25 protein-coding genes are annotated in these 25,010 nt (G+C 36.7%); 17 read left to right on the top strand and 8 right to left on the bottom strand.

All coding sequences use genetic code 11. The features are described 5' to 3' along the window. Window positions 1-24 precede the first annotated feature (24 nt). The 5 genes from ytfJ to QDN89_RS09625 all read left to right on the top strand — a co-directional run bounded on the left by ytfJ (window position 25) and on the right by QDN89_RS09625 (window position 4,788). Entirely contained in the window at window positions 25-495 is a 471-nt protein-coding gene (gene ytfJ / locus QDN89_RS09645; RefSeq protein ID WP_280769922.1) for a GerW family sporulation protein, read from the top strand. A gap of 102 nt (window positions 496-597) precedes the next feature. Next, window positions 598-1,098, top strand: coding sequence for a thiol peroxidase (gene tpx / locus QDN89_RS09640; protein WP_280769921.1), 501 nt, complete (start codon window positions 598-600; stop codon window positions 1,096-1,098). A gap of 132 nt (window positions 1,099-1,230) precedes the next feature. Then, a complete protein-coding gene (locus QDN89_RS09635; RefSeq protein WP_280769920.1) occupies window positions 1,231-2,232 on the top strand; it encodes a class I SAM-dependent methyltransferase in 1,002 nt (333 codons plus the stop codon). Window positions 2,233-2,491: 259 nt separating this feature from the next. After that, on the top strand, window positions 2,492-3,676 hold the full coding sequence (locus QDN89_RS09630) for an acetate kinase (RefSeq protein ID WP_280769919.1): 1,185 nt from the start codon (window positions 2,492-2,494) through the stop codon (window positions 3,674-3,676). Between the two features lie 266 nt (window positions 3,677-3,942). Next, a complete protein-coding gene (locus QDN89_RS09625) occupies window positions 3,943-4,788 on the top strand; it encodes an EcsC family protein (protein ID WP_280769918.1) in 846 nt (281 codons plus the stop codon). Between the two features lie 32 nt (window positions 4,789-4,820). Here the strand turns inward: QDN89_RS09625 and QDN89_RS09620 are convergent, their stop codons facing one another. Further along, the gene (locus QDN89_RS09620; protein WP_280769917.1) at window positions 4,821-5,132 is read right to left on the bottom strand and encodes a hypothetical protein; all 312 of its coding nucleotides are present in this window, start codon (window positions 5,130-5,132) and stop codon (window positions 4,821-4,823) included. A 27-nt stretch (window positions 5,133-5,159) separates the two neighbouring features. Then, complete coding sequence (locus tag QDN89_RS09615) at window positions 5,160-5,600, bottom strand: universal stress protein (RefSeq protein ID WP_280769916.1); 441 nt, start codon at window positions 5,598-5,600, stop codon at window positions 5,160-5,162. 339 nt (window positions 5,601-5,939) lie between these two features. On the opposite strand from QDN89_RS09615, the gene QDN89_RS09610 reads away from it, so the two are divergent. Both QDN89_RS09610 and QDN89_RS09605 read left to right on the top strand, forming a co-directional pair. Then, window positions 5,940-6,698, top strand: a complete 759-nt coding sequence (locus QDN89_RS09610; protein ID WP_280769915.1) for an SDR family oxidoreductase — start codon at window positions 5,940-5,942, stop codon at window positions 6,696-6,698. 54 nt (window positions 6,699-6,752) lie between these two features. Further along, on the top strand, window positions 6,753-7,148 hold the full coding sequence (locus QDN89_RS09605; protein ID WP_280769914.1) for a hypothetical protein: 396 nt from the start codon (window positions 6,753-6,755) through the stop codon (window positions 7,146-7,148). A gap of 56 nt (window positions 7,149-7,204) precedes the next feature. Here QDN89_RS09605 and QDN89_RS09600 read toward each other — a convergent pair whose 3' ends face one another. Beyond that, window positions 7,205-8,305: a M24 family metallopeptidase gene (locus tag QDN89_RS09600; RefSeq protein ID WP_280769913.1), complete on the bottom strand. Its 1,101-nt coding sequence runs from the start codon at window positions 8,303-8,305 to the stop codon at window positions 7,205-7,207. A gap of 133 nt (window positions 8,306-8,438) precedes the next feature. Here QDN89_RS09600 and QDN89_RS09595 point away from each other — a divergent pair, with 133 nt between their 5' ends. Continuing rightward, window positions 8,439-9,122 (top strand): metal-dependent hydrolase, encoded by a 684-nt coding sequence (locus QDN89_RS09595; protein WP_280769912.1) that lies wholly within the window; start codon window positions 8,439-8,441, stop codon window positions 9,120-9,122. Window positions 9,123-9,197: 75 nt separating this feature from the next. Here QDN89_RS09595 and QDN89_RS09590 read toward each other — a convergent pair whose 3' ends face one another. Then, window positions 9,198-9,863 carry a hypothetical protein gene (locus QDN89_RS09590; protein ID WP_280769911.1) on the bottom strand — a complete coding sequence of 222 codons (666 nt, stop codon included), beginning with the start codon at window positions 9,861-9,863 and terminating at the stop codon, window positions 9,198-9,200. Between the two features lie 240 nt (window positions 9,864-10,103). Between QDN89_RS09590 and QDN89_RS09585 the strand changes: the two genes are divergently transcribed. Further along, window positions 10,104-11,411, top strand: coding sequence for a DRTGG domain-containing protein (locus QDN89_RS09585; protein WP_280769910.1), 1,308 nt, complete (start codon window positions 10,104-10,106; stop codon window positions 11,409-11,411). Window positions 11,412-11,471: 60 nt separating this feature from the next. Here the strand turns inward: QDN89_RS09585 and QDN89_RS09580 are convergent, their stop codons facing one another. Continuing rightward, window positions 11,472-11,765, bottom strand: coding sequence for a YtpI family protein (locus QDN89_RS09580; protein WP_280769909.1), 294 nt, complete (start codon window positions 11,763-11,765; stop codon window positions 11,472-11,474). 110 nt (window positions 11,766-11,875) lie between these two features. Between QDN89_RS09580 and QDN89_RS09575 the strand changes: the two genes are divergently transcribed. Further along, window positions 11,876-12,808, top strand: coding sequence for a DHH family phosphoesterase (locus QDN89_RS09575; protein WP_280769908.1), 933 nt, complete (start codon window positions 11,876-11,878; stop codon window positions 12,806-12,808). A 50-nt stretch (window positions 12,809-12,858) separates the two neighbouring features. On the opposite strand, the gene QDN89_RS09570 is transcribed toward QDN89_RS09575, so the two are convergent. The 3 genes from QDN89_RS09570 to ytrH all read right to left on the bottom strand — a co-directional run bounded on the left by QDN89_RS09570 (window position 12,859) and on the right by ytrH (window position 14,051). Next, the gene (locus tag QDN89_RS09570; protein ID WP_280769907.1) at window positions 12,859-13,041 is read right to left on the bottom strand and encodes a YtzJ family protein; all 183 of its coding nucleotides are present in this window, start codon (window positions 13,039-13,041) and stop codon (window positions 12,859-12,861) included. Between the two features lie 177 nt (window positions 13,042-13,218). After that, the gene (gene ytrI, locus QDN89_RS09565; RefSeq protein ID WP_280769906.1) at window positions 13,219-13,722 is read right to left on the bottom strand and encodes a sporulation membrane protein YtrI; all 504 of its coding nucleotides are present in this window, start codon (window positions 13,720-13,722) and stop codon (window positions 13,219-13,221) included. Further along, entirely contained in the window at window positions 13,719-14,051 is a 333-nt protein-coding gene (gene ytrH / locus QDN89_RS09560) for a sporulation membrane protein YtrH (RefSeq protein ID WP_280769905.1), read from the bottom strand. The genes ytrI and ytrH overlap by 4 nt, the downstream gene beginning before the upstream one ends. A gap of 227 nt (window positions 14,052-14,278) precedes the next feature. Here ytrH and dnaE point away from each other — a divergent pair, with 227 nt between their 5' ends. The 7 genes from dnaE (at window position 14,279) to pyk (ending at window position 24,882) form a co-directional block, all read left to right on the top strand. Continuing rightward, window positions 14,279-17,677, top strand: a complete 3,399-nt coding sequence (dnaE, locus tag QDN89_RS09555) for a DNA polymerase III subunit alpha (RefSeq protein ID WP_280769904.1) — start codon at window positions 14,279-14,281, stop codon at window positions 17,675-17,677. Between the two features lie 116 nt (window positions 17,678-17,793). Further along, window positions 17,794-18,996 carry an NADP-dependent malic enzyme gene (gene ystJ / locus QDN89_RS09550; protein WP_280770109.1) on the top strand — a complete coding sequence of 401 codons (1,203 nt, stop codon included), beginning with the start codon at window positions 17,794-17,796 and terminating at the stop codon, window positions 18,994-18,996. Window positions 18,997-19,137: 141 nt separating this feature from the next. Then, window positions 19,138-19,800: a FadR/GntR family transcriptional regulator gene (locus QDN89_RS09545; protein WP_280769903.1), complete on the top strand. Its 663-nt coding sequence runs from the start codon at window positions 19,138-19,140 to the stop codon at window positions 19,798-19,800. A gap of 252 nt (window positions 19,801-20,052) precedes the next feature. Then, entirely contained in the window at window positions 20,053-20,919 is an 867-nt protein-coding gene (gene accD / locus QDN89_RS09540) for an acetyl-CoA carboxylase, carboxyltransferase subunit beta (RefSeq protein WP_280769901.1), read from the top strand. 4 nt (window positions 20,920-20,923) lie between these two features. Continuing rightward, a complete protein-coding gene (gene accA / locus QDN89_RS09535) occupies window positions 20,924-21,901 on the top strand; it encodes an acetyl-CoA carboxylase carboxyl transferase subunit alpha (protein ID WP_280769900.1) in 978 nt (325 codons plus the stop codon). A gap of 130 nt (window positions 21,902-22,031) precedes the next feature. Beyond that, window positions 22,032-22,991, top strand: coding sequence for a 6-phosphofructokinase (pfkA, locus tag QDN89_RS09530; protein ID WP_280769898.1), 960 nt, complete (start codon window positions 22,032-22,034; stop codon window positions 22,989-22,991). A 136-nt stretch (window positions 22,992-23,127) separates the two neighbouring features. After that, complete coding sequence (pyk, locus tag QDN89_RS09525) at window positions 23,128-24,882, top strand: pyruvate kinase (RefSeq protein WP_280769897.1); 1,755 nt, start codon at window positions 23,128-23,130, stop codon at window positions 24,880-24,882. The last annotated feature ends 128 nt before the right edge of the window (window positions 24,883-25,010 follow it).

Here is a 25,010-nt window from a genome sequence, read left to right as displayed (position 1 = left end):
TGATTAATTAAGGGAGGAAGTTCAATGTCTGATCATCCAATTCAAGGATTAATGAAAACAGCTATGGAAAATCTAAAAGAAATGGTGGATGTGAACACAATCGTTGGTGATCCTGTTGAGACACCTGATGGATCAGTTATCTTACCGATATCAAAAGTAGGATTTGGTTTTGCAGCAGGAGGGAGTGAATTTGTTTTAAGTGATTATCACCCTCAAGGGCCAGGAGAAAAACTAGGAGGATCTGACGAAAAAAAACATCCATTTGGTGGAGGAAGTGGTGGGGGAGTTTCGATTACCCCGATTGCATTTTTAGTTGTATCTAGCTATGGCGTAAAAATGCTTCACTTGGATCAGCAAGCACATTTGTATGAAAAGTTGATGGAATTCACGCCACAAGTTGTAGATAAAATTCAACAGATGCTTCAATCGACAAACAAAAATACAAATGAAAGCACACCACCAACAGAACCTGGTGATCGACCATCAAATTATTAATTATTATTTCAAGCAAAGCAAACAAATTTTAAGTATTGGGAAAATGTGTTACTCTTATTAGGATAGTGATTATTTTTATTCTAAATAGGAGGAGATCGACAAATGGCACAAGTAACATTTAAAGAAAATCCTGTAACACTTAAAGGAACCCAAGTTGCAGTAGGAGACAAAGCACCGGACTTTACTGTTTTAGCAAATGATCTTTCTGAAGTTAAACTATCTGATTCAAAAGGAAAGGTACGTCTTATCAGCGTTGTACCTTCGATCGATACAGGGGTATGCGATGAACAAACTCGTAAATTCAATGAAGAAGCAGCTAATCTAGGCAATGTTGAAGTATTAACGATTAGTGTGGATTTACCTTTTGCGCAAAAGCGTTGGTGTGCAGCGGCAGGAATTGACAATGTCCACGTCCTATCCGATCATCGTAACCTTGATTTTGGTGAAAAATACGGAGTTGCTATTGAAGAACTTCGCTTATTGTCGAGGTCTATTTTTGTGATAGATAGCTCTGATAAGATTACTTATACAGAGTATGTATCAGAAGTAACGAACCATCCAAATTATGAATCTGCAGTTGATGCAGCCAAGAAAGCAAAATAATTAAAACGAATGGAAAAGCATCTTTAACTAGATGCTTTTCTTTTGCTTTTGTAAACGAGCCTGGAATCTTATACAATAGGGAATGGCTAGCTTAGCTAAATGCGATATGTTAAAAAGGAAGTGGATTTTATTATGACAGAAAACACAAATACAGAGGTCCTTTATCTTGTTTTAGATGAAGGGGCAGAAGCGATAAAGAATGAATTAGATCTGCCTTATTTAGACGCACTTGGAGAAATGGGAGAAAATATATTTCAAAAAAAAGTCATCCAAGATTTAGCGGAAGAAAATCAAAAAAAAGTTTCTCAACTGATTACGAAATTATTACAGTTGAGTATTGAACCGGAAGAATATCGAAGAGCGATACAACTAGCTGTATTAAAAGGGATGAGAGAGGCTACTCAACCTCACCACGCGATGACACCAGATGCTGTTAGCTTGTTTCTTGGGTATTTAGTTAATAAACTATTGAGTTACGAGGATTTAGAAAAACCAGTATTATTAGATCCTGCTGTTGGAGCAGGTAATTTAATGACAGCTGTGATGAACCAATTAGAAGGGAAAGGTCATTTCGTCGGAGCAGATCCAGATGAAACATTGTTGAAGTTAGCTTTTACGAATGCAAATCTACAAAAACATTCCGTTGATTTATTTCATCAAGATAGTGTAAGCACCTCCCTATTAAAGAATGTTGACCTTGTTTTATCTGATTTACCTGCCGGTTATTATCCGAATGATACAATAGCAGACGGATTTGGAACAAAAGCAAACGAAGGTCATTCCTACGTTCATCATTTGCTTATTGAACAAGCGATCGAGCACGTGAAACCAGGTGGATTTGCAATCTTTTTAGTGCCGAATAATATCTTTCAAACGGATCAGTCACAGAACTTACATGCATATATTAAAAACCATGCGATGATTTATTCTCTAATGCAATTGCCATCTTCTATGTTTAAAAATCAAGATGCCGCCAAAAGTATTCTTGTACTAAGAAAAAAAGTTCAGGGAATGGTAGAACCAAGGCAAGCTCTTTTAGCAGAACTTCCTTCGTTTACGAGAGAACAGGCTCTTGCCGATATGATGCAAAAAATTTCAATTTGGTTTGACGATCACTTAAAACAAGAAAAATAGAATTTTCACAAAAGTGTCACTTTTGAGCCCTGTTACATGTTTTAATCTTATTTGAAACTGTTTAGGAACAGATAGAAGCTATATGTACTGTATTCCTTATAACTATGGGATTTTATTTACTTCATCTGTTATAGTCCTGTTTTACTTTGGTTCTGAAACAGTGGTTGCAATATGTATTCTAGCATGTTTTAATTATCTATGTTGATCATTGATATTCACTCATAAATAAGCAAAGAATAATAAAGGAGCGATTAAGATTATGTCAAAAATTATGGCAATTAATGCTGGAAGTTCGTCGCTAAAATTTCAGCTTTTAGAAATGCCAAGTGAAGAAGTTGTAACCAAAGGAATTGTTGAAAGAATCGGTTTAAAAGATTCTGTTTTTGCAATCGAAGTAGATGGTGAAAAGAATAAAGAAACAACAGACATTGAAGATCATGCGAAAGCAGTAAAAATCTTATTAGAAAAGCTCACGAAATTTGGAATTATTCAATCATTAGACGAAATTCAAGGTATTGGACATCGAGTCGTTCATGGTGGAGAAAAATTCAATGAATCTGTCGTCATTACTGATGAAGTAATTAATGGAATTGAGGAAGTATCCGAACTTGCCCCTCTTCATAATCCAGCAAATTTAGTAGGAATACGTGCGTTTAAAGAAATTTTACCAGATGTACAAGCTGTTGCAGTATTTGATACAGCATTCCATCAAACGATGCCAGAAGGCTCTTATTTATACAGCCTTCCATATGAATATTATGAGCAGTATGGTATTCGAAAATATGGTTTCCACGGTACTTCTCATAAATATGTGTCAGAAAGAGCAGCGGAAATGCTAGGTCGTCCTTTAGAAAATTTACGATTGATTTCTTGTCACTTAGGAAATGGTGCTAGTATTGCAGCTATTGAAGGTGGAAGATCGATTGATACGTCAATGGGATTCACACCGCTTGCAGGAGTCACAATGGGCACAAGGTCAGGTAATATCGACCCAGCACTGATCCCATATATTATGGAAAAAGCTGATTTAACAGCAGAAGAAGTGATGAATGTTTTAAATAAAAAGAGTGGTATGTTAGCATTATCTGGTTTCTCAAGTGACTTACGTGATATAGAGATCCAAGCGGAAGAAGGAAATGAGAGAGCTCGATTAGCACTAGAAGTTTTCACATCAAGGATCCATAAGTATATTGGTTCTTATGCAGCACGTATGCAAGGTCTTGATGCAGTTATTTTCACGGCTGGTATCGGTGAGAACAGTGATGTCATTCGCGCCAAAGTAATGGAAGGTTTGGAATTTATGGGTATTTATTGGGATCCTACCCTTAATAAAATACGTGGTAAAGAAGCATTTTTAAACTATCCGCACTCACCTGTTAAAGTATTAGTAATTCCAACAAATGAAGAAGTAATGATTGCTAGAGATACAATAAGATTAAGTTAATATATGATTTATTGCTAGAAAGCTGTCCTATATTGTAGGGCAGCTTTTTTATTGAAGTTCTATAGTTTTCGACTTCTCATTTTTAAAGTAAGAGAAACATGTCGGCATAGTGCCCGAAGAGTGAGAGGGGCGCCCGTGAAAGGACCTAAGTGAACAAGATAGTACCTTTCAGTAGTTACTTAAGATGTTTTTATGAAATAGCAGGAATTGGATGTCATAAAAGGGAATGTTTAATGTGAGGGATTTCATAGAGGGGGGAATTATTTATGGAGTTAACTGAACGGGAACGTCAAGTTTCGGAGGAAATATCTAAATGGGAATTGGCCCAGTTTGCAAGTCAAGGAACGGACTTTTCTATGACTTATCAAAAGTGGATGAATCAAGCAATTCAACAATTAGATCCTATTTTGAAAAAACGAATCCTTTCTATTTTGGATCAAACACTATTTCATATTCAAGCTTCTTTGCAACAGTCAACCTTTGAACAAAGATCAATAGAAAACATATTTGTGGAAGCTCGAATTTTTCGTTATGACATTGATGAAATAGCTGATTTGAAGAAACTTTCCATAGATCAGGTCCGTTTTATTGCAAGAAAACATTTAGCGAAGCAGAGAGTTGTTGCTTTAGGTCAAGGAGGGATTGCTGGTGGAGGCGGGATGCTTATGTATTTATCTGACTTACCCCTCATGCTTGCGATTAACTTACGAACAGTACAATTGTTGGCGATGATTTATGGGAATGATATGAGAAGGCCATATGAAATGATGCTTGCGTTAAAAGTTTTTCACGCTTCATCGCTTCCAAAACATCTTCAAGGTGCTGCTTGGCAAGAATTATTGGAAGAGAATCATCATGTGCAGGAAGAAGCTTTTTTTTACGAAGGCGAAGAAAATGTGATTGCTCAATCCTGGATTCAACAACCACTAAAGCAGATATTGAAACTATTAATGTTACGATTTGCGAGAAAAAAACTCATTCAAGGAATCCCCATTGCTGGAATCGCAATTGGTGCTGGAATGAATTATCGTTTTGCTTGCGAAGTCTCAGATGTCTCTCATATGTTTTATCAAAAAAGGTGGTTGCAAGAAAAAATGGAACGAAGGGAATAAACCTTCGTTCCATTAATGTGTTTTCTTATAACCTAAACGTGTGTGACATGAATTTCTTCGCCGGTTCGGTACCAAATCCATAGGTCATTAATGATCGAAGCCAGTTCAGAAATTTCATTGTTAATTTCACAACTAAGCTGAAAGTTACTCTCTTGATATAATTGGTTTTGCAAATAATTGATAGAGTTTTCAAGTTCCTTGATTCGGTCAGGTATTATTCCACGAATATTTTCCCATTTCGCTAATGTTTCAGACTGTTTGTCAATGCTTAGCTGTTCCCACGATCCTTCCAAGTCAGGAATATCTATTCCAAGCCTAGAATCGTAGACAAATGTGACTGTCATATTGAATCCCCCAACTATTAATAACTTCTATTCTGTCCTTACTATTAACACATCACATCTAGCGTGTCTTGTAATATGCTCGGAGACACTTCCAATTAAAAATCGTTCTACTGCATTTAAACCTGTTGCCCCGGTTACAATTAAATCAACTTCATACTTTTTTGCCACGTCTTTGGCAATTTTTACTTTTGGAGAACCATAGTCAAGAATTAAAGTAACATCAGTTAAACCATCTGCGAGAGCTAACTGCTTGTATTCTTCAAGCATTTCTCGTGCATACTTTTCTGCTTCTGAAAAAATAGTTCTGTCATAGTGCTCTACAGAGGCAAATGTTCTAGTATCAACAATATGAGTGAGGAGCAGCTTTGCTTCATGGTCTTTTGCTAAACTAGCGGCTTTTCTAAATGCACGTTTTGCTTCATCAGATCCGTCCACGGCAACTAGGATGGTGTTGTATTTTACTGGCATGATAAATACCCCCTTTAATTAATGTAATGAAATAACTTCTAGTTCTATTATATCAAATTTAAAAGATAATAACGAAGGACGAGGTGAACTATTTTTAACAAATTTACTGAAAATTGTCCAAATTTACTTCGATTATTATCAGAGAACGTTACAACAATTATAGAGTTAGCAATAGCCTTTTTATATGACTTATGCTCTTTATTTAATGTGTATGTTTTTACAACTACCCTCTCATGTCAGTATAATAAACATATAACAAATTATTCATCTTTAAACTGTAATAAATTATGAACGGTACTGTTTTATTTATTAATTATCTTTAGAAAAGAGGGTAAACGCATGCGTCATGCTCTGATCACAGCAGGATCTAAAGGACTTGGAAAAAAAGTTGCCGAAACATTGTTAGCAGAAGGTTATTCTCTGACAATTAATTATCGTAGTGATGAAATAGCTATTGAAAAATTGTGCGATGAGTGGCATGAATATATGGATCGTATTCAATTTGTTAAAGGGGATGTGACAAATAAACATGATTTAGCTCAGCTTGTTGAAGATACTTATGATCGTTTTTCAAGAATTGATGTGTTAGTTTTAAACGCTGGACCTTATATTTTTGAAAGGAAAAAGTTAATTGATTATTCCGATGAAGAATGGGAGCAAATGATTAATGGTAATTTATCTTCTGCCTTTCATTTATTTAAACGAGTCGTTCCGATCATGAGAAGTCAAGGTTATGGAAGAATTATCACATATGGTTTTCAAGAAGCGCAGTATGCTCCTGGTTGGATTTATCGTTCTGCTTTTGCTGCAGCTAAAGTTGGACTTGTCTCATTAACAAAGACAATTTCAATGGAAGAAGCGAAGCATGGGATTACAGCTAATATGGTTTGTCCAGGTAAAATTTTAGGTGACATGAAAGAAGCAACGATTGATTATGCAAGAGAAATTCCAGACGAGGAAACGCCAGTTGGTCGCTCAGGCACAGGAGAAGATATCGCTCGAACGATCCAATTTTTAGCTGACCCGAAAGCAGATATGGTTACTGGAACAGTCATAGAGGTTACAGGTGGAATCGATGTACTCCATAAATATCGTTAATTATTAGTATATAATTGTCACTTTTTTCTCAAAATATGGAAGAGGTGATGAAGTATGAAAACATTGATAAACTTTACATTTATAGGGGTTATATTCGTTGTATTTTCTACCCAGTCAGTTTTGGCCGAATATGATTGGCTAAAAGACTCTATGTTGAAGATATCGATAGAAACAGAAGAAGAGATGTACGAATGGGAGTTTGAAAATCCGGATGAATTTGAATATGAAAAGGGGGATATGATTTGGCGTGGAGAAAAAGCGAAACGTTCTTTTGAAGATATTTTAGCATTGATTGATTTATCAGAACCTGAGCTTTCAGAAACCGTCATCAATGATGTGTCGAAACATTATACAGGTATTAAAAGACTAACGATAAAACGTGAACGCTTTGATCAGCCAATGCAAACTTGGGTATGGAATAATAGAGAAGATGAAAAGGCCCAATTCTAGAAGGGAAATCCTCTAAAATTGGCCTTTTCTATTCCTTGTCCTGACAATCTCTTTGGTTACTTATAAGGAACGATTGTTAACTCTTTTGGAAATTTTGTTAGGGTTTCATATCCATCAGATGTTATAAGGACATCATCTTCTATTCTCACTCCAGCTTGATTTGGTATATATACACCAGGTTCGATCGTAAATGTCATGCCTTTCATTAGTTGGGAGGCATTTTTATCGTTTAATGATGGAAACTCATGAACATCTATCCCTAATCCGTGTCCTATTCTGTGAGGGAAATAAGAACCGAAACCAGCATTAGCTATTTCATTCCTTGCTGTTTTATCTAGTGAGGAGATAGGCTCTCCGGGTTTACAAATAGTTAACGCTTTGTTTTGAGCTTTAAGCACAGTGTCGTAAATCTTCTTATCATCATCTTTTACATGATCAAAAAATACAGTCCGAGTAATATCAGAACAATACCCTTTCCAGACGACACCTAAGTCAAATAAGACAGCATCCCCTTTTTGTAGTTCGCGATCTCCAGGGTTACCGTGAGGATCACCAGCTTTTTCTCCAAAAAGGACCATTGTAGAAAAAGACATCTCTCTAATACCGATTTTCTTTAAGGAATATTCGATGGTAGCAAGGACTTCCATTTCAGTAACACCTTCGTGAAGGGCTTTAATTCCTGCTTTGATCCCTCTATCTGCAAGTTCAGCAGCTTCTTTTAAAATAGTGATTTCCGTTTCATCTTTTATAACTCTTAATTCATTTAAATATGGATCAGCTTCCAGAAAAGATACGTCTTTATTTATTTTTTGCCAAGCTTTCATTCTATCCCAAGAAAGGGTGGATTCTATCGCTAGTTGGTCATGCTTTATTCCTTTCGTTTGCAAATAGTCTTGAAGCTTTTCCCAAGGACTCTCCGTATCACTGTAGCCAATAATTGCTCCAGAATTAAAAATATCTTTCACTTGGTTTACTTCCATATTAGGACATATAAGCAGAGGGTCTTCGTTTTTAAATACAAAGACAGCGACGAGTCGTTCATGAGGATTTGTGTCGAAACCGCTTAAGTAAAATACATTAGCGCGTGTTTGAACCATCAAAGCGTCTGCATTTGTTTTTATTAATTTCTCTTTAATGTACTGTATTCGTTTAGACATCTTAATTCCTCCTAGTCATTATGCTTAATCATAATAATACCATATTCTATAAAATCAGATGCATAATCTAGAATTAGAAAGGGTAAATGAAATGACAGAGAGAAATCTATTTTTCAAAGGAGAGGGTTATACGATGAAACTGTCTTTTCACGGGCACTCAGTTGTTAAAATTGAAACAAATGGCACGAATATTTACATTGATCCATTTATAACGGGTAATGGAACGACAGACTTACAAGCAGATGATACAAAAGCAGATGTTATTTTGCTAACGCATGGTCATAACGATCATGTAGGAGACACAGTAGAGATGGCTAAAAAAAATGATGCTCTTGTTGTGGCGCCCTTTGAACTTGCTACTTATTTAAGTTGGAAAGGTGTCAATACACATCCAATGCACATTGGTGGATCTCATGATTTTGCTTTTGGTAAAGTGAAATTTACCCAAGCATTTCATGGCTCGTCATTCACTGAAGAAGAAAATCAAAAGATTATTTATACAGGAATGCCTGCTGGAATATTATTTTCAGCGGAGGGAAAAACAATTTATCACGCTGGGGATACAGCCTTGTTTTCAGATTTAAAACTGATAGGAGAGTATCATGAAGTTGACGTCGCATTATTACCAATTGGTGATAATTTTACGATGGGTCCAGAAGATGCGCTAATAGCTGCTGATTGGATTCGAGCTAAAAAAGTGGTTCCAATTCATTACAACACGTTCCCTGTAATTGAACAGGATGCGAACAAATTTGCTTCGGAAGTGAGAACCGGTAAAGGTATCGTCATGCATGCTGGAGATGAAATAGACGTTTAATATTGATTATTGAAGTCAATGAACGGACGAAAAAACGATGATAAAGCTGTCGTCATCTCTCGATGATCGGCAGCTTTAATCTATGTTTTTTTCTAAGTATTCCATTACTTCTTCTTCATATAGTCGACCTAAATAGACCCCGTCTTGTCGCTCCTCAGTTCCATATTCCTCTAATAAAATTGGCATTAACTCTGTCCATATAAGAGACCGTTCTACATAATCTCGATCGAACTCCATCATAAATTCTTCCACAGAAAGATCCAATCCACTAGACATTCCGCTTACTGAAGGAGGGAGATTGTTGTCATATAACTCAAGATTATATGCGGCTTGCGAATCTATCATCTCGTCATTTACTTCAACGGAATACTCCTCATAAGCATAATTCTTCCAAGCTTGTTCATACTCATATCTTTCTTCTGACAAAGTGAAAATCTCTTGTTTTGACCAATCCTCATTGTACTCATGTTTTTGAATATAATATCGAATAAACCATCTCTTTCTATCATATCGATTGGGTTCATATAGAGATGTCTCTTCCTCAAATGTTCGAATCGCTTCTTCTGTTAATTCCTCATAGTTCGTAGCACTTAAGCTGATCTGTTGGTCTCCAAAAATCACTTCTACTGTGTCGTTATCTTGAACAATATTTCTGTTAGAATCAATCGTGTTATCGTTACAAGATAATAGTAAGAGAGAAGTGGGAATTACTATTAAAGCAAATGCAAATTTCTTCAACATTCTTTTCCCTCCTAGTACGTGCTGTCTTCCATTATAATACTCAGTCCATTTAATTACATATACCCTTAAATAGATTGTCCTAATTAGGGAATTATCTATTTGTAAAATAAGGAACAATTTTTCATTTTTCAATATTGTTAGATTGTAACTTGAAGTAGGGCGCAAGGAGGCTTATACTTGTAGTAGTACAGATGTGATAGTGAAGTTAAACAGTTTAATAAAAAGGGAGTGACCCCGATAATGACAAAGCATGAACAAATACTACAGCATATTCGATCTTTGGAAGTAGGCAATAAAATATCCGTTCGACATATTGCCAAAGTATTAAATGTTAGTGAAGGGACGGCTTACCGAGCGATTAAAGATGCTGAAAATCAAGGTTTAGTCAGCACGATTGAACGAGTAGGTACGATTCGAATTGAAAAGAAACTAAAAGAAAATATTGAGCGTTTAACATATGCAGAAGTCATTAATATTGTGGAAGGTTCTGTCCTAGGTGGAAGAGATGGGTTGCACAAAACGTTAAATAAATTCGTCATTGGTGCTATGAAAGCCGAAGCGATGATGCGTTATGTAGAGGCTGGAAACTTATTAATAGTTGGAAACCGTGAACAAGTACATAAGTTAGCTCTCGAAGAAGGTTCGGCAGTTTTAATTACCGGTGGTTTTGATACGACAGAAGATGTCAAGCATCTGGCGGATGAATTAAAGCTTCCGATTATCTCAACGAGTTATGATACGTTTACCGTCGCAACGATGATCAATCGGGCGATTTATGACCAGTTAATTAAAAAAGAAATCATTTCTGTGGAAGATATTCTCATCCCCGTCGAAGAAACAAATTTTTTAACGACCTCTCATACGGTTGAAAAGTGGCATGAGTTAAATAACAAAACTGGTCATAGCCGTTATCCTATCGTTGGGAATGATTTGAAATTGCATGGAATTGTGACGGCGAAAGATGTCATGGGAGTTAGTCCTTTTATTGATATTGAAAAAGTTATGACCAAACAACCGATAACTGTCAATAGTCAAACTTCTGTTGCTTCTGCGGCTCATATGATGGTATGGGAAGGCATTGAACTGCTCCCTGTTATTAATAATTCCAAAAAATTATTAGGTGTTATTTCTAGACAAGATGTATTAAAAGCGCTACAAATGGTGCAACGCCAGCCCCAAGTTGGTGATACCATTGAAGACTTGGTTACACGTCACTTTGAAGATGTATCTACTGCTAGAGAGCATTGCTTCCAACTAGAAGTAACCCCGCAAATGACAAACCATTTAGGGACGATTTCTTATGGAGTTATGACTACGATTGTGACGGAAGCTGGAAGTAGAGTTTTACGAAAACACAAAAAAGGCGATTTAGTTGTGGAAAATATTACGTTATTTTTTATTAAGCCGGTGCAAATTGACACGTTAATGCAAGTTCGTCCGAAAGTTTTAGAAGTGGGGCGTAAATTTGGAAAAGTAGATGTGGAGTTATTTCATCAAGATCAAATCGTTGGAAAAGCGATGTTGATGGCTCAATTGATCGATCGATAAAGGAAGACAGAAAAGATAAAACAGCACCTTAAGAGGTGCTGTTCAAGATTGCATATTTGATTATGATTGAGTATTTTCCTCTTTGATATGAGGTGATAATAACCGAACATGTTTATATCCAAAATACACGTTAACTAGACCAAAAATAACGAATAAAAGCGTGATGTATGCAGAAATAGACGTTTGCAAATTAATATAACTATTGATCCCAAATGAAATAAAGAATATCCCAATCGCAATACTTCCTTTAGAAGAGTAAAATCGCTTTTCTGTTGAGCTAATTCCACGGGATTGTTGTACTTTATAATAGACGAATGTAACGAGTGAAGCGAAAATTAGAAAAATTAATATCATCGTGATATTCTCCTTTATGATAGCTGTTATGACGAACGACTCGTCACTATTGTAAAGTAGAAAGGCTGTGCAAGCAAATGGAATGTTTTAAATTTTAAGGAGTGGAAATATTGATAAAAGATATTATTGAAAAAATTAAAAAGTGGGATTCTATTATCATCCATCGACATGTTAGGCCAGATCCTGATGCAATTGGTTCACAGGCTGGATTAAAGAAGTTAATCCATGAGTTTTTCCCAGAAAAGCAAGTTTTATTAGCTGGAGAAGAAGAAGAGTCACTTACGTTCATGGCTCATATGGATAATATACCTGACGATGAGTTTAAACGATCCTTGGTTATCATTTGTGATACAGCTAATACAGATCGTGTGGATGATCAGAGATACAAACAAGGTGCAGATATGATAAAAATTGATCATCACCCGAATGTGGAGCCTTTCGGCACAACAATGTGGGTGGATCCTACAGCAAGCTCAACGAGTGAGATGATATTCGAACTATATTTAGAAATGGAAATAAAAGGATCTAAATTGAATGAAGAAATGGCTAGACTTCTATACGCAGGGATTGTCGCAGATACGGGACGGTTTCGTTTTCCAAATACAACGGGCAAAACATTTTATTATGCGGGTAGACTAGTTGAGGCAAATTTTTCTCGTCCTGAAATTTATGATCACCTATATGAAACTTCTCTTCCTTTGCTTCGTTTAGAGGGATTCGTGTTGAGTGAAGTAAATGTGATGCCGTCAGGTGCAGCTTACGTTTATTTATCAAAAGAAACGCTACAACGATTTAATGTTACATCGAAAGAAGCTGCAGCGATTGTTAATAGTTTCTCTACGTTAAAAGGTTTAAAAGCATGGGTATTTTTTGTGGAAGAAGAGAATGACATTCGTGTAAGGCTTCGTTCGAAAGGTCCGGAAATTCACGAGCTAGCGGCAAGGTTTAACGGTGGAGGACATCCAATGGCATCTGGCGCATCTGCAAAGGATTGGGCGGAAACGGATGAAGTGATTAAACAATTGAATGAATTGTGTATGTAAGTACGATTCGAGTTAATGACTAGAAATCAAAAAAATGAGCGTTATTACGCTCATTTTTTAGGAATAAACCATGATCCAACGTCGCTAGTTTCTTCAATAAATTCGATACCTAAAGTGTGGAGTTCCCGCTTAATGCGATCGGAAACTTCTTTCGTCTCGGCGAAGGCAGTGTAACCAGATTGAATTGTTTTTACTTTTTCACGTGCGATTTTACTTCTACTGATCACTTTCATTTCTGAGCGCCTCCTTTTATAATTTTCATGAGAAAACGTAGATTGTTAGGCGTGACATCATGTTCAATGTTTCACAATTTAATTGAGCATATAAATTATCTCTTATAATTATATAACAACTTGATTTATAAGGGAACGGATTGTAACTATTATTCACAAAAATGTCTTTCTTATTCATCATTCAGCAGAGGTAATAATTACGTGCATTTCCAACGTTGTAAATAACGATAGTTGTTTCACTTCAAGTTGATACCTTTTATCATTAATAATGAAAATTTTATTTTCAACTGTTTTAAAAATGAAGTCGCTTGATTTAGCTACGGTCTCTATATCTTTGTTTCGAACTTCCTCTAGCTCACTTTCAACAGCGCTTCTAAGTTCATGAAAAGTGAGTTCGCTCAATTTTACATCATCTTCATTAATGAAATGAATACGAATGTCTTGAACAGTTAACATTTTTTGATTCTCTTCATTTTGATCATCTTGGTCTTCTCTTAAAATTTCAATTGTTTTTTCATGCTTTTCAATTTCTGTCTGTTGGTCACTAATTTCTATAACGAGCTTTTCATGAACTGTGCCAAAATGGTATAAAAAAAACAGCCAGCCAAACAATAAACCGATGAAAAAGCCAGCGAAAAACCGCTGCCAGCTTTTTTCGCGATAAAGTGGAGGGATTCTCATTTTAGTCCCTCTTGAGTAATCCATTGTATAAGAACGGTTCCACTATGAGCACCGCACAAGGCGGCAAAAATCATAACTAATGTTTTGAAAATATCTGCGTGTGTCCCTTCAAAAATACCTCGCTCTAATGTGGAAATAGCATCAAACGTGCCACCAATTGCAGCTACGAGAGCCCATATCTTTAAACTAGAAGCTAAATCATACATAATAGATAAAGGAGGTTTTCCGATAAGGTATGCTCCTATTCCTCCTACAATTGTACCGCCAATAATCACACCAAAGGCTACGAAAAAATCAATGACGAGTGTGGCTATAAAATCTTTATCCATAAAGAGTTCCTCCTTATTCAACAGGCTCATATTAATGAATATGGATAAACATGGACAGGTATGCCTGTCAATTTTAAACTGTGAATCAAACGTGTGTTTGCGTTATAATATATAGATAAATAAATTTAGAATTTCTCATCCTAAAATGGGATGTATGAATTAAGGTGAAGGACTGTTAAATCAACACCATACGTTAATTGAACAAAAGTTAAAAAGGAGGGGATATAATGGGATTTGTTCATCTTCACGTACATAGTGAATTTAGTCTTTTAAGAAGTGGTGCGAAAATAAACGCTCTCGTTCAAGACGCTGTGAGTAAAAATTATTCAGCTTTAGCATTAACGGATGTTGATGCAATGCATGGTGTGATTCCTTTTTATAAAGAATGCAAAAAAAATAATATTAAACCGATTATTGGTGTTGAATTAGCAGTTACGAGAACGCTGTTACTCGATCGAGAGAAACCAAAATTTCGGTTACTTTTTCTTGCAAAAAACAATCAAGGTTATCGTGATTTATTATCGCTAACTAGCAAAGCAAGAACAAAAGAAAATGATCATGAACCATATGTCACTTATGATGAATTAGAACATTATCTTTCGAACGTTATCGTCATAAGCCCTTTTGAAGAAGGAGAAATCCAACAATTAATTGAGAGCGGAATAGAAGAAAAAGGGAGTGAGTTATTTCATAAACTTGTTTCCTATTCAGGGAATGAAAATGTTTATATAGAAATCCAAAACCATTGGAAGAGAACAGAGCGGGAAAAATTATTATCATTACGAGATTGGATTAATCGTAAGCAAATACCAATAGTGGCTAGTAACCATGTCCATTTTATTTCGAGGGAGCAAGTAGATGCTCATCGAGTTCTTCACGCTATTCGGATGGGAGAGCAGCTCTCTCATTTACCTGACGATATTTCATCAGAAGAATATACGTTAAAAAGTGAATTAGAAATGAAAGAAGTTTTACCATCGTGGTCGGATGCATTGGAAGAATCGGGAAAAATTGCTGAGAGATGCTGTGTGGAAATATCTTTAGGTGAATCTGTACTACCTCACTTTCCCCTTGAGGAAGGAGTTAGTTCTCATACGTTTTTACGAGATAAGTGTTATGAAGGGTTACAAAAAAGATATGGAAAGTTGACCTCAGAGTTAACAGATAGGCTCGATTATGAGTTGAAAGTTATATCTGATATGAATTATGAAGATTACTTTCTCATCGTTGCAGACTTTATGGAGTACGCTCATAACCAGAAAATTTTGACAGGACCAGGTAGAGGATCGGCTGCCGGCTCTCTTGTAGCATACGTATTGGACATTACGAATGTGGACCCTATTAAATATGGTTTGCTGTTTGAGCGCTTTTTGAACCCTGCTAGAGTATCGATGCCAGATATTGATATTGATTTTTCTGATCAGCAGCGTGATCAAGTGATTCAATATGTTGCTCATAAATATGGGAAAAATCATGTAGCACAGATCGTAACGTTTGGAACGCTTGCTGCCAAGGCGGCTATCAGGGATTCCGGGCGAGTGTTAGACATAGAGCAAGGGAAAATTGATCGGGTCGCAAAGCTGATTCCAAGTCGTCCAAATATTAAAATTCGCGATGCTGTAAAAGAGAACGAATCTTTAAAAAATATGATAAAAGAGGACAAAGATTTAACTGAACTGTTTCGCATTGCTGAACACATTGAAGGTCTGCCAAGGCATACCTCTATTCATGCTGCAGGTATTGTGATTAGTAAGGAACCTTTAACGAATGTTGTTCCATTGCAAAAAGGACACGATGGCTTGTACTTAACACAGTACCCGATGGGTGATTTAGAGAACATTGGCTTATTAAAAATGGACTTTTTAGGATTGAGAAATTTAAGTTTCATTGAAAAAGTTATCCAATTGATTCATAAAACGGAAGGAAAAACGATAGATATAAACGATCTACCGACGTCTGATAAACGGACATTTCATATGTTAGGCGAAGGAGATACGAGTGGGATTTTTCAATTAGAATCTTCTGGGATGAAAAGTGTTCTTCGTCGCTTGAAACCTTCTCATTTTGAGGATATTGTAGCAGTCAATGCATTGTATCGACCAGGTCCAATGGAAAATATACCATCGTACATTGCGAGAAAACATGGCACCGAAAACGTTTCTTATCCCCATCCAGATTTAGAGGTTATTTTAAAACCAACATACGGTGTATTAATTTATCAAGAACAGATCATGCAAGTGGCTTCAAGAATGGCGGGGTTCACTTTAGGAGAATCGGACGTTTTAAGAAGAGCAGTAGGAAAAAAGAAGCGAGAAACGCTTGAAAAAACAAGGGTGCAATTTGTCAAAGGTGCACGGAATAAAGGCTACTCATCTGAAGAAGCGGAAACTGTGTATGATTTAATTGTTCGATTCGCAGATTATGGGTTTAATAGAAGTCATGCTGTGGCTTATAGTATGATTTCTTACCAATTAGCCTATTTAAAAGCGAATTATCCCCTTCAATTTTCAAGTGGGTTGATGGACATGTCTATCCACCATCAAGACAAATTAGCAGAGTATATATCTGAAGCAAGAAGAAAAGGAATGATCATTTCTGGTCCTTCTATTCAGAAAAGTGATACGTTATTTACAGTGAAAGAAAATGCTATTTGGATTGGTTTGGCATCGTTAAAAAATGTTGGTTTACAGACGGTAAAAAAATTAGTGGAAATACGAAATCAAGCACCGTTTGAAAATTTGTTTGATTTATGTGAAAGGGTCCCAACTAAGTTTTTACCGAGAAGAGCATTAGAATCGCTTGTTTTTGCTGGTGCGTTAGATGACTTTAACGTTGACCGAGCTACATTGTTAGCGTCGATTGATGATGCTTTGGAATGTGGAGTGAAAGAGCAAGAAAAGCGTGAAAGAGGCCAAGCACCATTGTTTTTTGAAGAAGAAACGAAACCAGCTTATACAGAAGTTGCTCGTTTATCTGATAAAGATCGCCTTCGATTTGAAAAGGATGTTCTAGGATTTTATGCGTCTGGGCATCCTATGGAAGAAGAGATCAACCTATTAAAACTTTATGATCGTAAAACGATCGCAACGGTAAAAGAGCAAATAGATGATCGCACAAAAGTAAGAGTTGCTGGTATGATTGAAGATCTTCGCGTGATTCAAACAAAAAACAAAGAACAAATGGCATTTATGCGATTATCTGATGAAACAGCTGAAATGGAAGTGACGATATTTCCTAAACCGTTTCGTGAATTTCAGACAAAACTACAAAAAGAAGAACTGATATTTGTGGAAGGGAAAGTGCAAGTTCATCAAGGAGATAAAAAAATTATTTTAGATAAATGTACAACAATGGATGCGTTAAATAGAAAACATCAGGAACGAAACCAACCTGTGTTGTATTTATATATTACGACACTACATGAAAGGAATGGGAAATTAAAAGAGTTGAAAAAACTCCTTCAAGACACGCCTGGAGAGGTTCCAGTCGTTTTGAAATATCAATCGAATCAAAAAGCTATTCGTTTATCAGAAATGTGGAATGTTTCTAGCGAGGAGATATTTATTAATAAATTGAAAGGTGTATTAGGCAATAAGAATGTTTATTTTAAAAAACCAAGGGTGTAAGGAACTGTGAAATTTGATATAATGGAAAATGTTCGTGGGGTGGTCAGACCACTCCAATTATTTATTCATAAGGGAGAGTGGGGCAAGTGACGACACTAAGAGAAGAAGCATTACATATGCACCGCGTGAACAAAGGAAAAATTGAAACGACATCTAAAGTACCTGTTCGTAATGCTAATGATTTGTCGCTAGCTTATTCACCAGGAGTTGCTGAACCGTGTAAAGAAATTTTTGAAGATCCTCAAACGGTATATGACTATACTGTGAAAGGCAATATGGTAGCCGTTGTATCGGACGGAACAGCTGTATTAGGTTTAGGTAATATTGGTCCAGAAGCAGCAATGCCTGTAATGGAAGGGAAAGCCGTATTATTTAAATCATTTGCTGGTGTCGATGCCTTTCCGATCTGTTTAAACACAAATGACGTGGACAAAATTGTTGAAACAGTGAAATTAATGGAACCAACGTTTGGTGGGGTTAATTTAGAAGATATTGCGGCTCCAAGATGTTTTGAGATTGAAGAGCGATTAAAAAAAGAAATGAATATTCCCGTTTTTCATGATGATCAGCATGGTACCGCTATTGTTACTGCTGCTGGCCTTCTTAATGCATTAAAGTTATCAGGAAAATCAATGGCTGAAATTAAAGTAGTCGTTAATGGAGCCGGCGCAGCAGGGATAGCTATTATTAAGTTGCTCATGAGCATGGGGTGCAAACATTTTATTTTATGTGATTCAAAAGGTGCTATTTACGAAGACCGACCATACGGAATGAATAATTTAAAGCATGAACTAGCTCTTGTAACGAATTTAACTAAGTTAGAAGGTTCGTTAGAAGAAGTAATAAAAGAAACGGATGTATTTGTTGGCGTATCTGTAGCAGGGGCGTTAACGAAAGAAATGGTTGAAAGTATGAATAATGACCCAATCATTTTTGCGATGGCAAATCCTGTTCCAGAAATCATGCCTGAAGATGCTAAAAGTGCTGGCGCAAGTGTGATAGGAACCGGTCGATCAGACTTTCCTAATCAAGTTAACAATGTCTTAGCTTTCCCAGGTATTTTTAGAGGGGCGTTAGATGTGAGAGCGACGCATATTAACGAGGAAATGAAAGTAGCAGCTGTAAAAGCTATTGCAGATCTAGTTAGTGAAAGTGAACTTCATTCGGATTATGTTATTCCAGCTCCATTCGACCCTAGAGTTGCTCCAGCTGTTGCTAAAAGTGTCGCTATCGCAGCGATGGAAACGGGTGTAGCCAGAAAGAAAGTTGATCCAGAAGGTGTTGCTAGAAAGACGAAAGAATTGACGATTATCGACTAGGCTGAAAAAGCTATTCGGTCAAAAGGAAAGGTTCTCTTTCATTGCATGTTCTGCCACCTTTTTTCAGAACTAAATGAAAAAGAGAACCTTTCATATGTTGAAAGGTTGTCTTACTAAGTTTGGGAGGGATACTTAAGGATAATGAGTGAAAGCGAGAAAATGTATCTGAATATTCTGAAACGAATAGAAGGAATTATTCATCAAGATCAATTGTCTGCAGGTGATAAATTACCATCTGAAAGAGAGTTAGCAGAGCGCCTTCAAGCAGGAAGGTCATCTGTAAGAGAAGCGTTGCGTGCATTGGAATTGCTAGACTTGATCGAAACGAGAAAAGGAGAAGGTACTTTCATTAAGCAAGCTGGAAGCCACCGGTTAGCTGAAATACTAGCTGGCTTTTTTCTTAAAGATCAACAAGCAAGACAAGATGTTACTGAGACTAGGAGAATTATTGAGGTAGAAGCCGTTAGACTTGGTTGTCTTCGGGCTACAGAAGAGCAATTATCTTACTTATGTCATTTGATTGAAGAATCTCAGCAGTCATGGTCTGGAGGAGAATTGCCAGTAGAGCAAGATTATCTTTTTCATAAAACGTTAGTGGAATGTAGTCAAAATAAATTAATGTTGAATATGTGGCGTCCTTTAGTTGAGTATAGCAAAATTGCTTTGAGAGAATCCCTTGCAAGGGAAGGACGAGCCGTCCATTCCATTGAAGAACATAGACAAATTTACGAAGCACTTTCGCAGAGAAATGAAATCACAACAGCTGATCGACTAGAAAGGCATTTGAAGAATAGTCGATTTTGAATAAATCTATGAATCAGTAAAAAGGTATGTCATGGGAATGACGACTATCTCCTAGTAGCAAGCTTGAAGTAGTAGGAAGAAACATGTATGATGAAACAAATTTATGCTTGTAACATGGTTTAAGGTGGATCAACTGTTTTCCCTTAAACATGTTTAAATATAGTAGCTAGATTATTATAAACGAAGATGAATCTTTGCAATAGGAAGGTCTATTATGACAAAGAGGATCGTTTTAAACAATGAGGTGAGATGATGATAAGAGATATATTTACAAAGAAAAAGAAAAAATATGCAACCATTCCATCAGAACAAGCGAAACAAGAGGTTCCTGAAGGGTTAATGACAAAATGTCCATCTTGTAAATCGATCATGTATATTAAAGAATTAAGGAAAAACAAGATGGTGTGTGATCAATGTCAATATCACCATCGTCTTACTTCTCCAGAGAGAATCGAACAAACCCTAGATGTAGGAAGTTTTCAAGAATTTGATGCAGATATGATTGCAAAAGATCCATTGAATTTTCCAGATTACAAAGAAAAATCAGCAAGCGATCGCAAAAAAACAGGATTAAATGAAGCTGTTATTACCGGTAGAGGTACAATTGGTGGCATGGGTGTCATCATTGGTGTAATGGATCCTAGATTTCGAATGGGCAGCATGGGATCTGTTGTAGGTGAGAAAATGTGTCGAGCTATCCAACACGCTGTGGAAGAAGAGAAACCATTTATTATGTTTGCAGCTTCTGGAGGAGCTAGAATGCAAGAAGGTGTTTTTAGTCTTATGCAAATGGCTAAAACGAGTACAGCATTAAATCGCCTTCATGAGGCAGGCTTATTATTTATTAGTATTATGACCCACCCAACAACAGGGGGAGTCTCTGCTAGTTTTGCTTCTCTTGGAGATATTAATTTAGCTGAACCGAAAGCTCTAATTGGTTTTGCTGGGAGACGTATAATTGAACAAACGATCCGTCAAAAGCTTCCTGACAATTTCCAAACATCTGAGTTTCTACTTGAACATGGCCAATTAGATCAAGTTGTTCATCGAAAAGAATTAAAACAGACGTTGGAAAAGATCTTAGCTATTCATGAGCCAGCTGGAATGAAGGAGGAATAAATTCATGGCAGACCAATTACCATTTGAAAAACCGATTATTGAACTACGTAATAAAATTTCAGAATTAAAAACATTTACTATAGAAAAAGAAATTGATCTTTCAGGAGAAATAGAAAAATTAGAAGGTCGACTAGAACAACTAGAGGTCGATATATATGGAAACATGAGTCCGTGGGATCGTGTGCAGATTGCCCGTCATAGTAAACGCCCAACAACAATGGACTATATTGAACGATTGTTTACAGATTTTATGGAACTACACGGAGATCGTTTATATGGAGATGATGCGGCGATTATCGGTGGTATTGCAAAATTTGAAGGAACACCTGTGACGGTTATAGGCCATCAACGAGGAAAAGATACAAAAGAAAATTTAAAACGAAATTTTGGTATGCCTCATCCTGAAGGATATCGTAAAGCGTTAAGATTGATGAAACAGGCTGAGAAATTTAGTCGTCCAGTGATTTGTTTTATTGACACAAAAGGTGCTTATCCTGGTAAATCAGCGGAGGAAAGAGGGCAAAGTGAAGCGATTGCAAGAAACTTAATTGAGATGGCTGGCCTTCGGACACCGATTATATGTATTGTTATAGGAGAGGGAGGAAGTGGTGGAGCTCTCGCACTAGGAGTAGGAGATCATATTTATATGCTCGAAAACTCGACATACTCTGTTATTTCACCAGAAGGTGCTGCAGCATTATTATGGAAAGATGCAGGAGAAGCGAAACGAGCAGCTGAAACAATGAAAATAACGGCAACTGATTTGAAAGAATTAGCCTTAATTGACGATGTCATCCATGAAATTCGTGGTGGAGCTCATCGAAATGTGGACGTTCAAGCTGGTTATATTCGACAAACTTTGAAATCTTCCCTTACAGAATTAACAAAATTTGAGAAAAATGAACTTGTGAACAAACGTTACGAAAAATTTAATAAAATTGGTGAATTTGACCATGTAAACGGTGTCATGGTTGATGAATAAGACTTGTGCTTTCTCTTATTGGAGAAAGCCTTTTTGCTTGATGTCTGATCTCTATTGTTTTTAATAAATGAAAATGGTATTTTTAACACATAATAAAAAAAGAACAGAAAATTAGAGGTGAAATTGTCGAATGAAACGTATTGGAGTACTTACAAGCGGTGGTGACTCACCAGGTATGAACGCAGCAGTTCGTGCGGTCGTCCGAAAAGCAATCTATCATGATCTTGAAGTTTATGGTATTTATTACGGTTTTGCTGGATTGATCAGTGGAGAAATTGAAAAGTTAGATAGAGGTTCTGTAGGAGATATTATCCACCGCGGAGGAACAAAACTATATACAGCTCGCTGTGAGGAGTTTAAAACTCTCGAAGGGCAGAAAAAAGGAATTGAACAATTGGAGAAATTCGGAATCGAAGCCTTGATTGTTATTGGTGGAGACGGTTCTTTCCAAGGGGCTCAAAAACTTGCTGAACATGGCTATCCAACAATAGGGGTTCCAGGAACAATCGATAACGATATTCCGGGAACAGATTATACGATTGGTTTTGATACAGCTTTAAACACAATCATTGATGCAATCGATAAAATTCGCGATACGGCAACATCTCATGAACGAACTTATGTGATTGAAGTAATGGGACGTAATGCAGGCGACTTAGCTCTTTGGTCAGGGCTTGCTGATGGCGCAGAAACGATCATGGTACCAGAAGTGGAAGATGATATGGAAGATATCATTAGTCGCTTAAAACGTGGTCACAAGCGTGGCAAAAAGCATAGTATTATCGTTGTAGCTGAAGGTGTCGGTTCTGGTGTTGATATCGGAAAAGAAATTCAGCAAAAAACGGAGCTAGAAACCCGTGTTACTGTTCTAGGACATATCCAACGTGGTGGTTCGCCAACAGCACAAGATCGAGTTTTAGCTAGTAGATTAGGTGCGAAAGCGGTTGAACTTCTGTTAGCTGGAGAAGCTGGCAAGATGGTTGGTATAGAGAAAAACGAGCTCGTATCACACGATATTAATGAAATTTTAGCAAGAAAACATATATTAGATAACGAAATGTACGAGCTATCTAAAGTATTGTCTATCTAGAAAGCTATAAGGATTCCATTTATTTTTCTGACATAATAGGTGATTGCTAGGACAATCAGTTTGTCCTGGCTTTCGTGTGGGAAAGATTAAAGAGGAATGACTGATAGCTGTTTCATATAAATGAGGAGGATGAAGAATGAGAAAAACAAAGATTGTATGTACAATAGGACCAGCGAGTGAATCAAAAGAAAAGTTGACGAATATTATTGAGGCAGGAATGAATGTTGCGAGACTAAACTTTTCCCATGGTGACTTTGAAGAGCACGGAGCTCGTATTAAGACTATCCGTGAAGCTTCTAAAGAGGCTGGGAAAAACGTGGCTATTCTCCTTGATACAAAAGGACCTGAAATCCGTACACAAACGTTGGAAGGCGGAGAAGCGAAGTTAGAGCAAGGAAGTACTGTTCGTGTGTCAATGGAAGAGGTAGTAGGAAATAACGAGTTAATTTCCGTTACGTATCCTGGTTTAATTGATGATGTACATGTTGGATCTGTTCTACTTTTAGATGATGGTTTGATTGAGCTAAAAGTAACGGAGATCACTGACGGACAATTAGTTACAAATGTTGTAAATAGTGGAGTTTTGAAAAATAAAAAAGGTGTTAATGTACCTAATGTTAGTGTTAACCTTCCAGGGATTACAGATAAAGATGCGAAAGATATCGAATTCGGTATCGAGCAAGATGTTGATTTTATAGCAGCATCATTTGTGCGTCGTGCTTCTGACGTATTTGAAATTCGCCAACTTCTTGAAAAACATGGAGCAGATCATATTCAAATTATCCCTAAGATTGAAAACCAAGAAGGTGTCGATAATATCGATGAGATTCTTGAAGTATCAGATGGTTTAATGGTTGCTCGTGGAGATTTAGGGGTTGAAATTCCACCGGAAGATGTACCTCTTGTACAAAAAGAGTTAATTAAAAAATGTAATAAATTAGGTAAACCTGTTATTACAGCAACACAAATGCTTGACTCTATGCAACGTAATCCTCGTCCAACTCGTGCAGAAGCAAGTGACGTAGCTAACGCCATTTTCGATGGTACAGATGCTATTATGCTTTCAGGAGAAACGGCAGCCGGAACGTATCCTGTAGAATCTGTTTTAACAATGAACAACATTGCTGTGAAAACAGAAACAGCGTTAAAATATGAAGATATTTTACGAAAACGATCAAAAGAAAGCGAGCATAGTGTAACAAACGCTATTAGTCAATCAGTTACTCATACTGCTCAAAACCTTCAAGCTTCTGCTATTTTGACGTCAACAGAGAGCGGTCATACTGCTCGAATGATTTCTAAATATCGTCCGAAGTCACCTATTCTTGCAGTTACAAGTAGTGATCGCGTATCTAGAGCACTTTCACTTGTATGGGGCGTTTACCCACAAGTAGGACCTAAAGCAGATTCTACTGATGAAATGCTTCAATCAGCAGTGGATGAATCATTAAAAACAGGTTTTGTAAAAAATGGGGATCTAGTTGTTATCACTGCTGGTGTACCAGTTGGTGAAAAAGGAACAACTAACCTTATGAAAGTTCATGTCATTGGTGAAATTGCAGCTAAAGGTCAAGGAATTGGTCGCAAATCGACAACTGGAAATGTAGTGGTGGCTCACAATACGGGCGAAGCACTTTCTAAAACAAAACAAGGTGACATTTTAGTTATTTCAAGCACTGATCGTGACATGATGGAAGCTTTTGAAAAAGCTTCAGCTGTTATTACAGAGCAGGGCGGATTAACTTCTCATGCAGCTGTTGTAGGTTTAAGTTTAGGAATTCCAGTCATAGTAGGTGTGGATGATGTCACATCTAAATTTAATGATGGAGATGAAATTACGGTTGATAGTCAACACGGAAAGATTTACAAAGGACAAGCAAGTGTCTTATAATAAATAGAGAGGAAGAGAAGGGAGAGTTTATTCCCTTCTCTTTTTTACAAGATTAACGTGATCTATTTCTTTTTTGTTCGGAATTATAACAGACCAAGATGAAAAAGAGATGGATTTTAAATGAGAGG

Origin of the sequence: Salipaludibacillus daqingensis (genome assembly GCF_029891575.1) — a bacterium.
Classification (GTDB): Bacteria; Bacillota; Bacilli; order Bacillales; family Salisediminibacteriaceae; genus Salipaludibacillus; species Salipaludibacillus daqingensis.
This window is presented reverse-complemented; position numbering and strand designations above follow the sequence as displayed.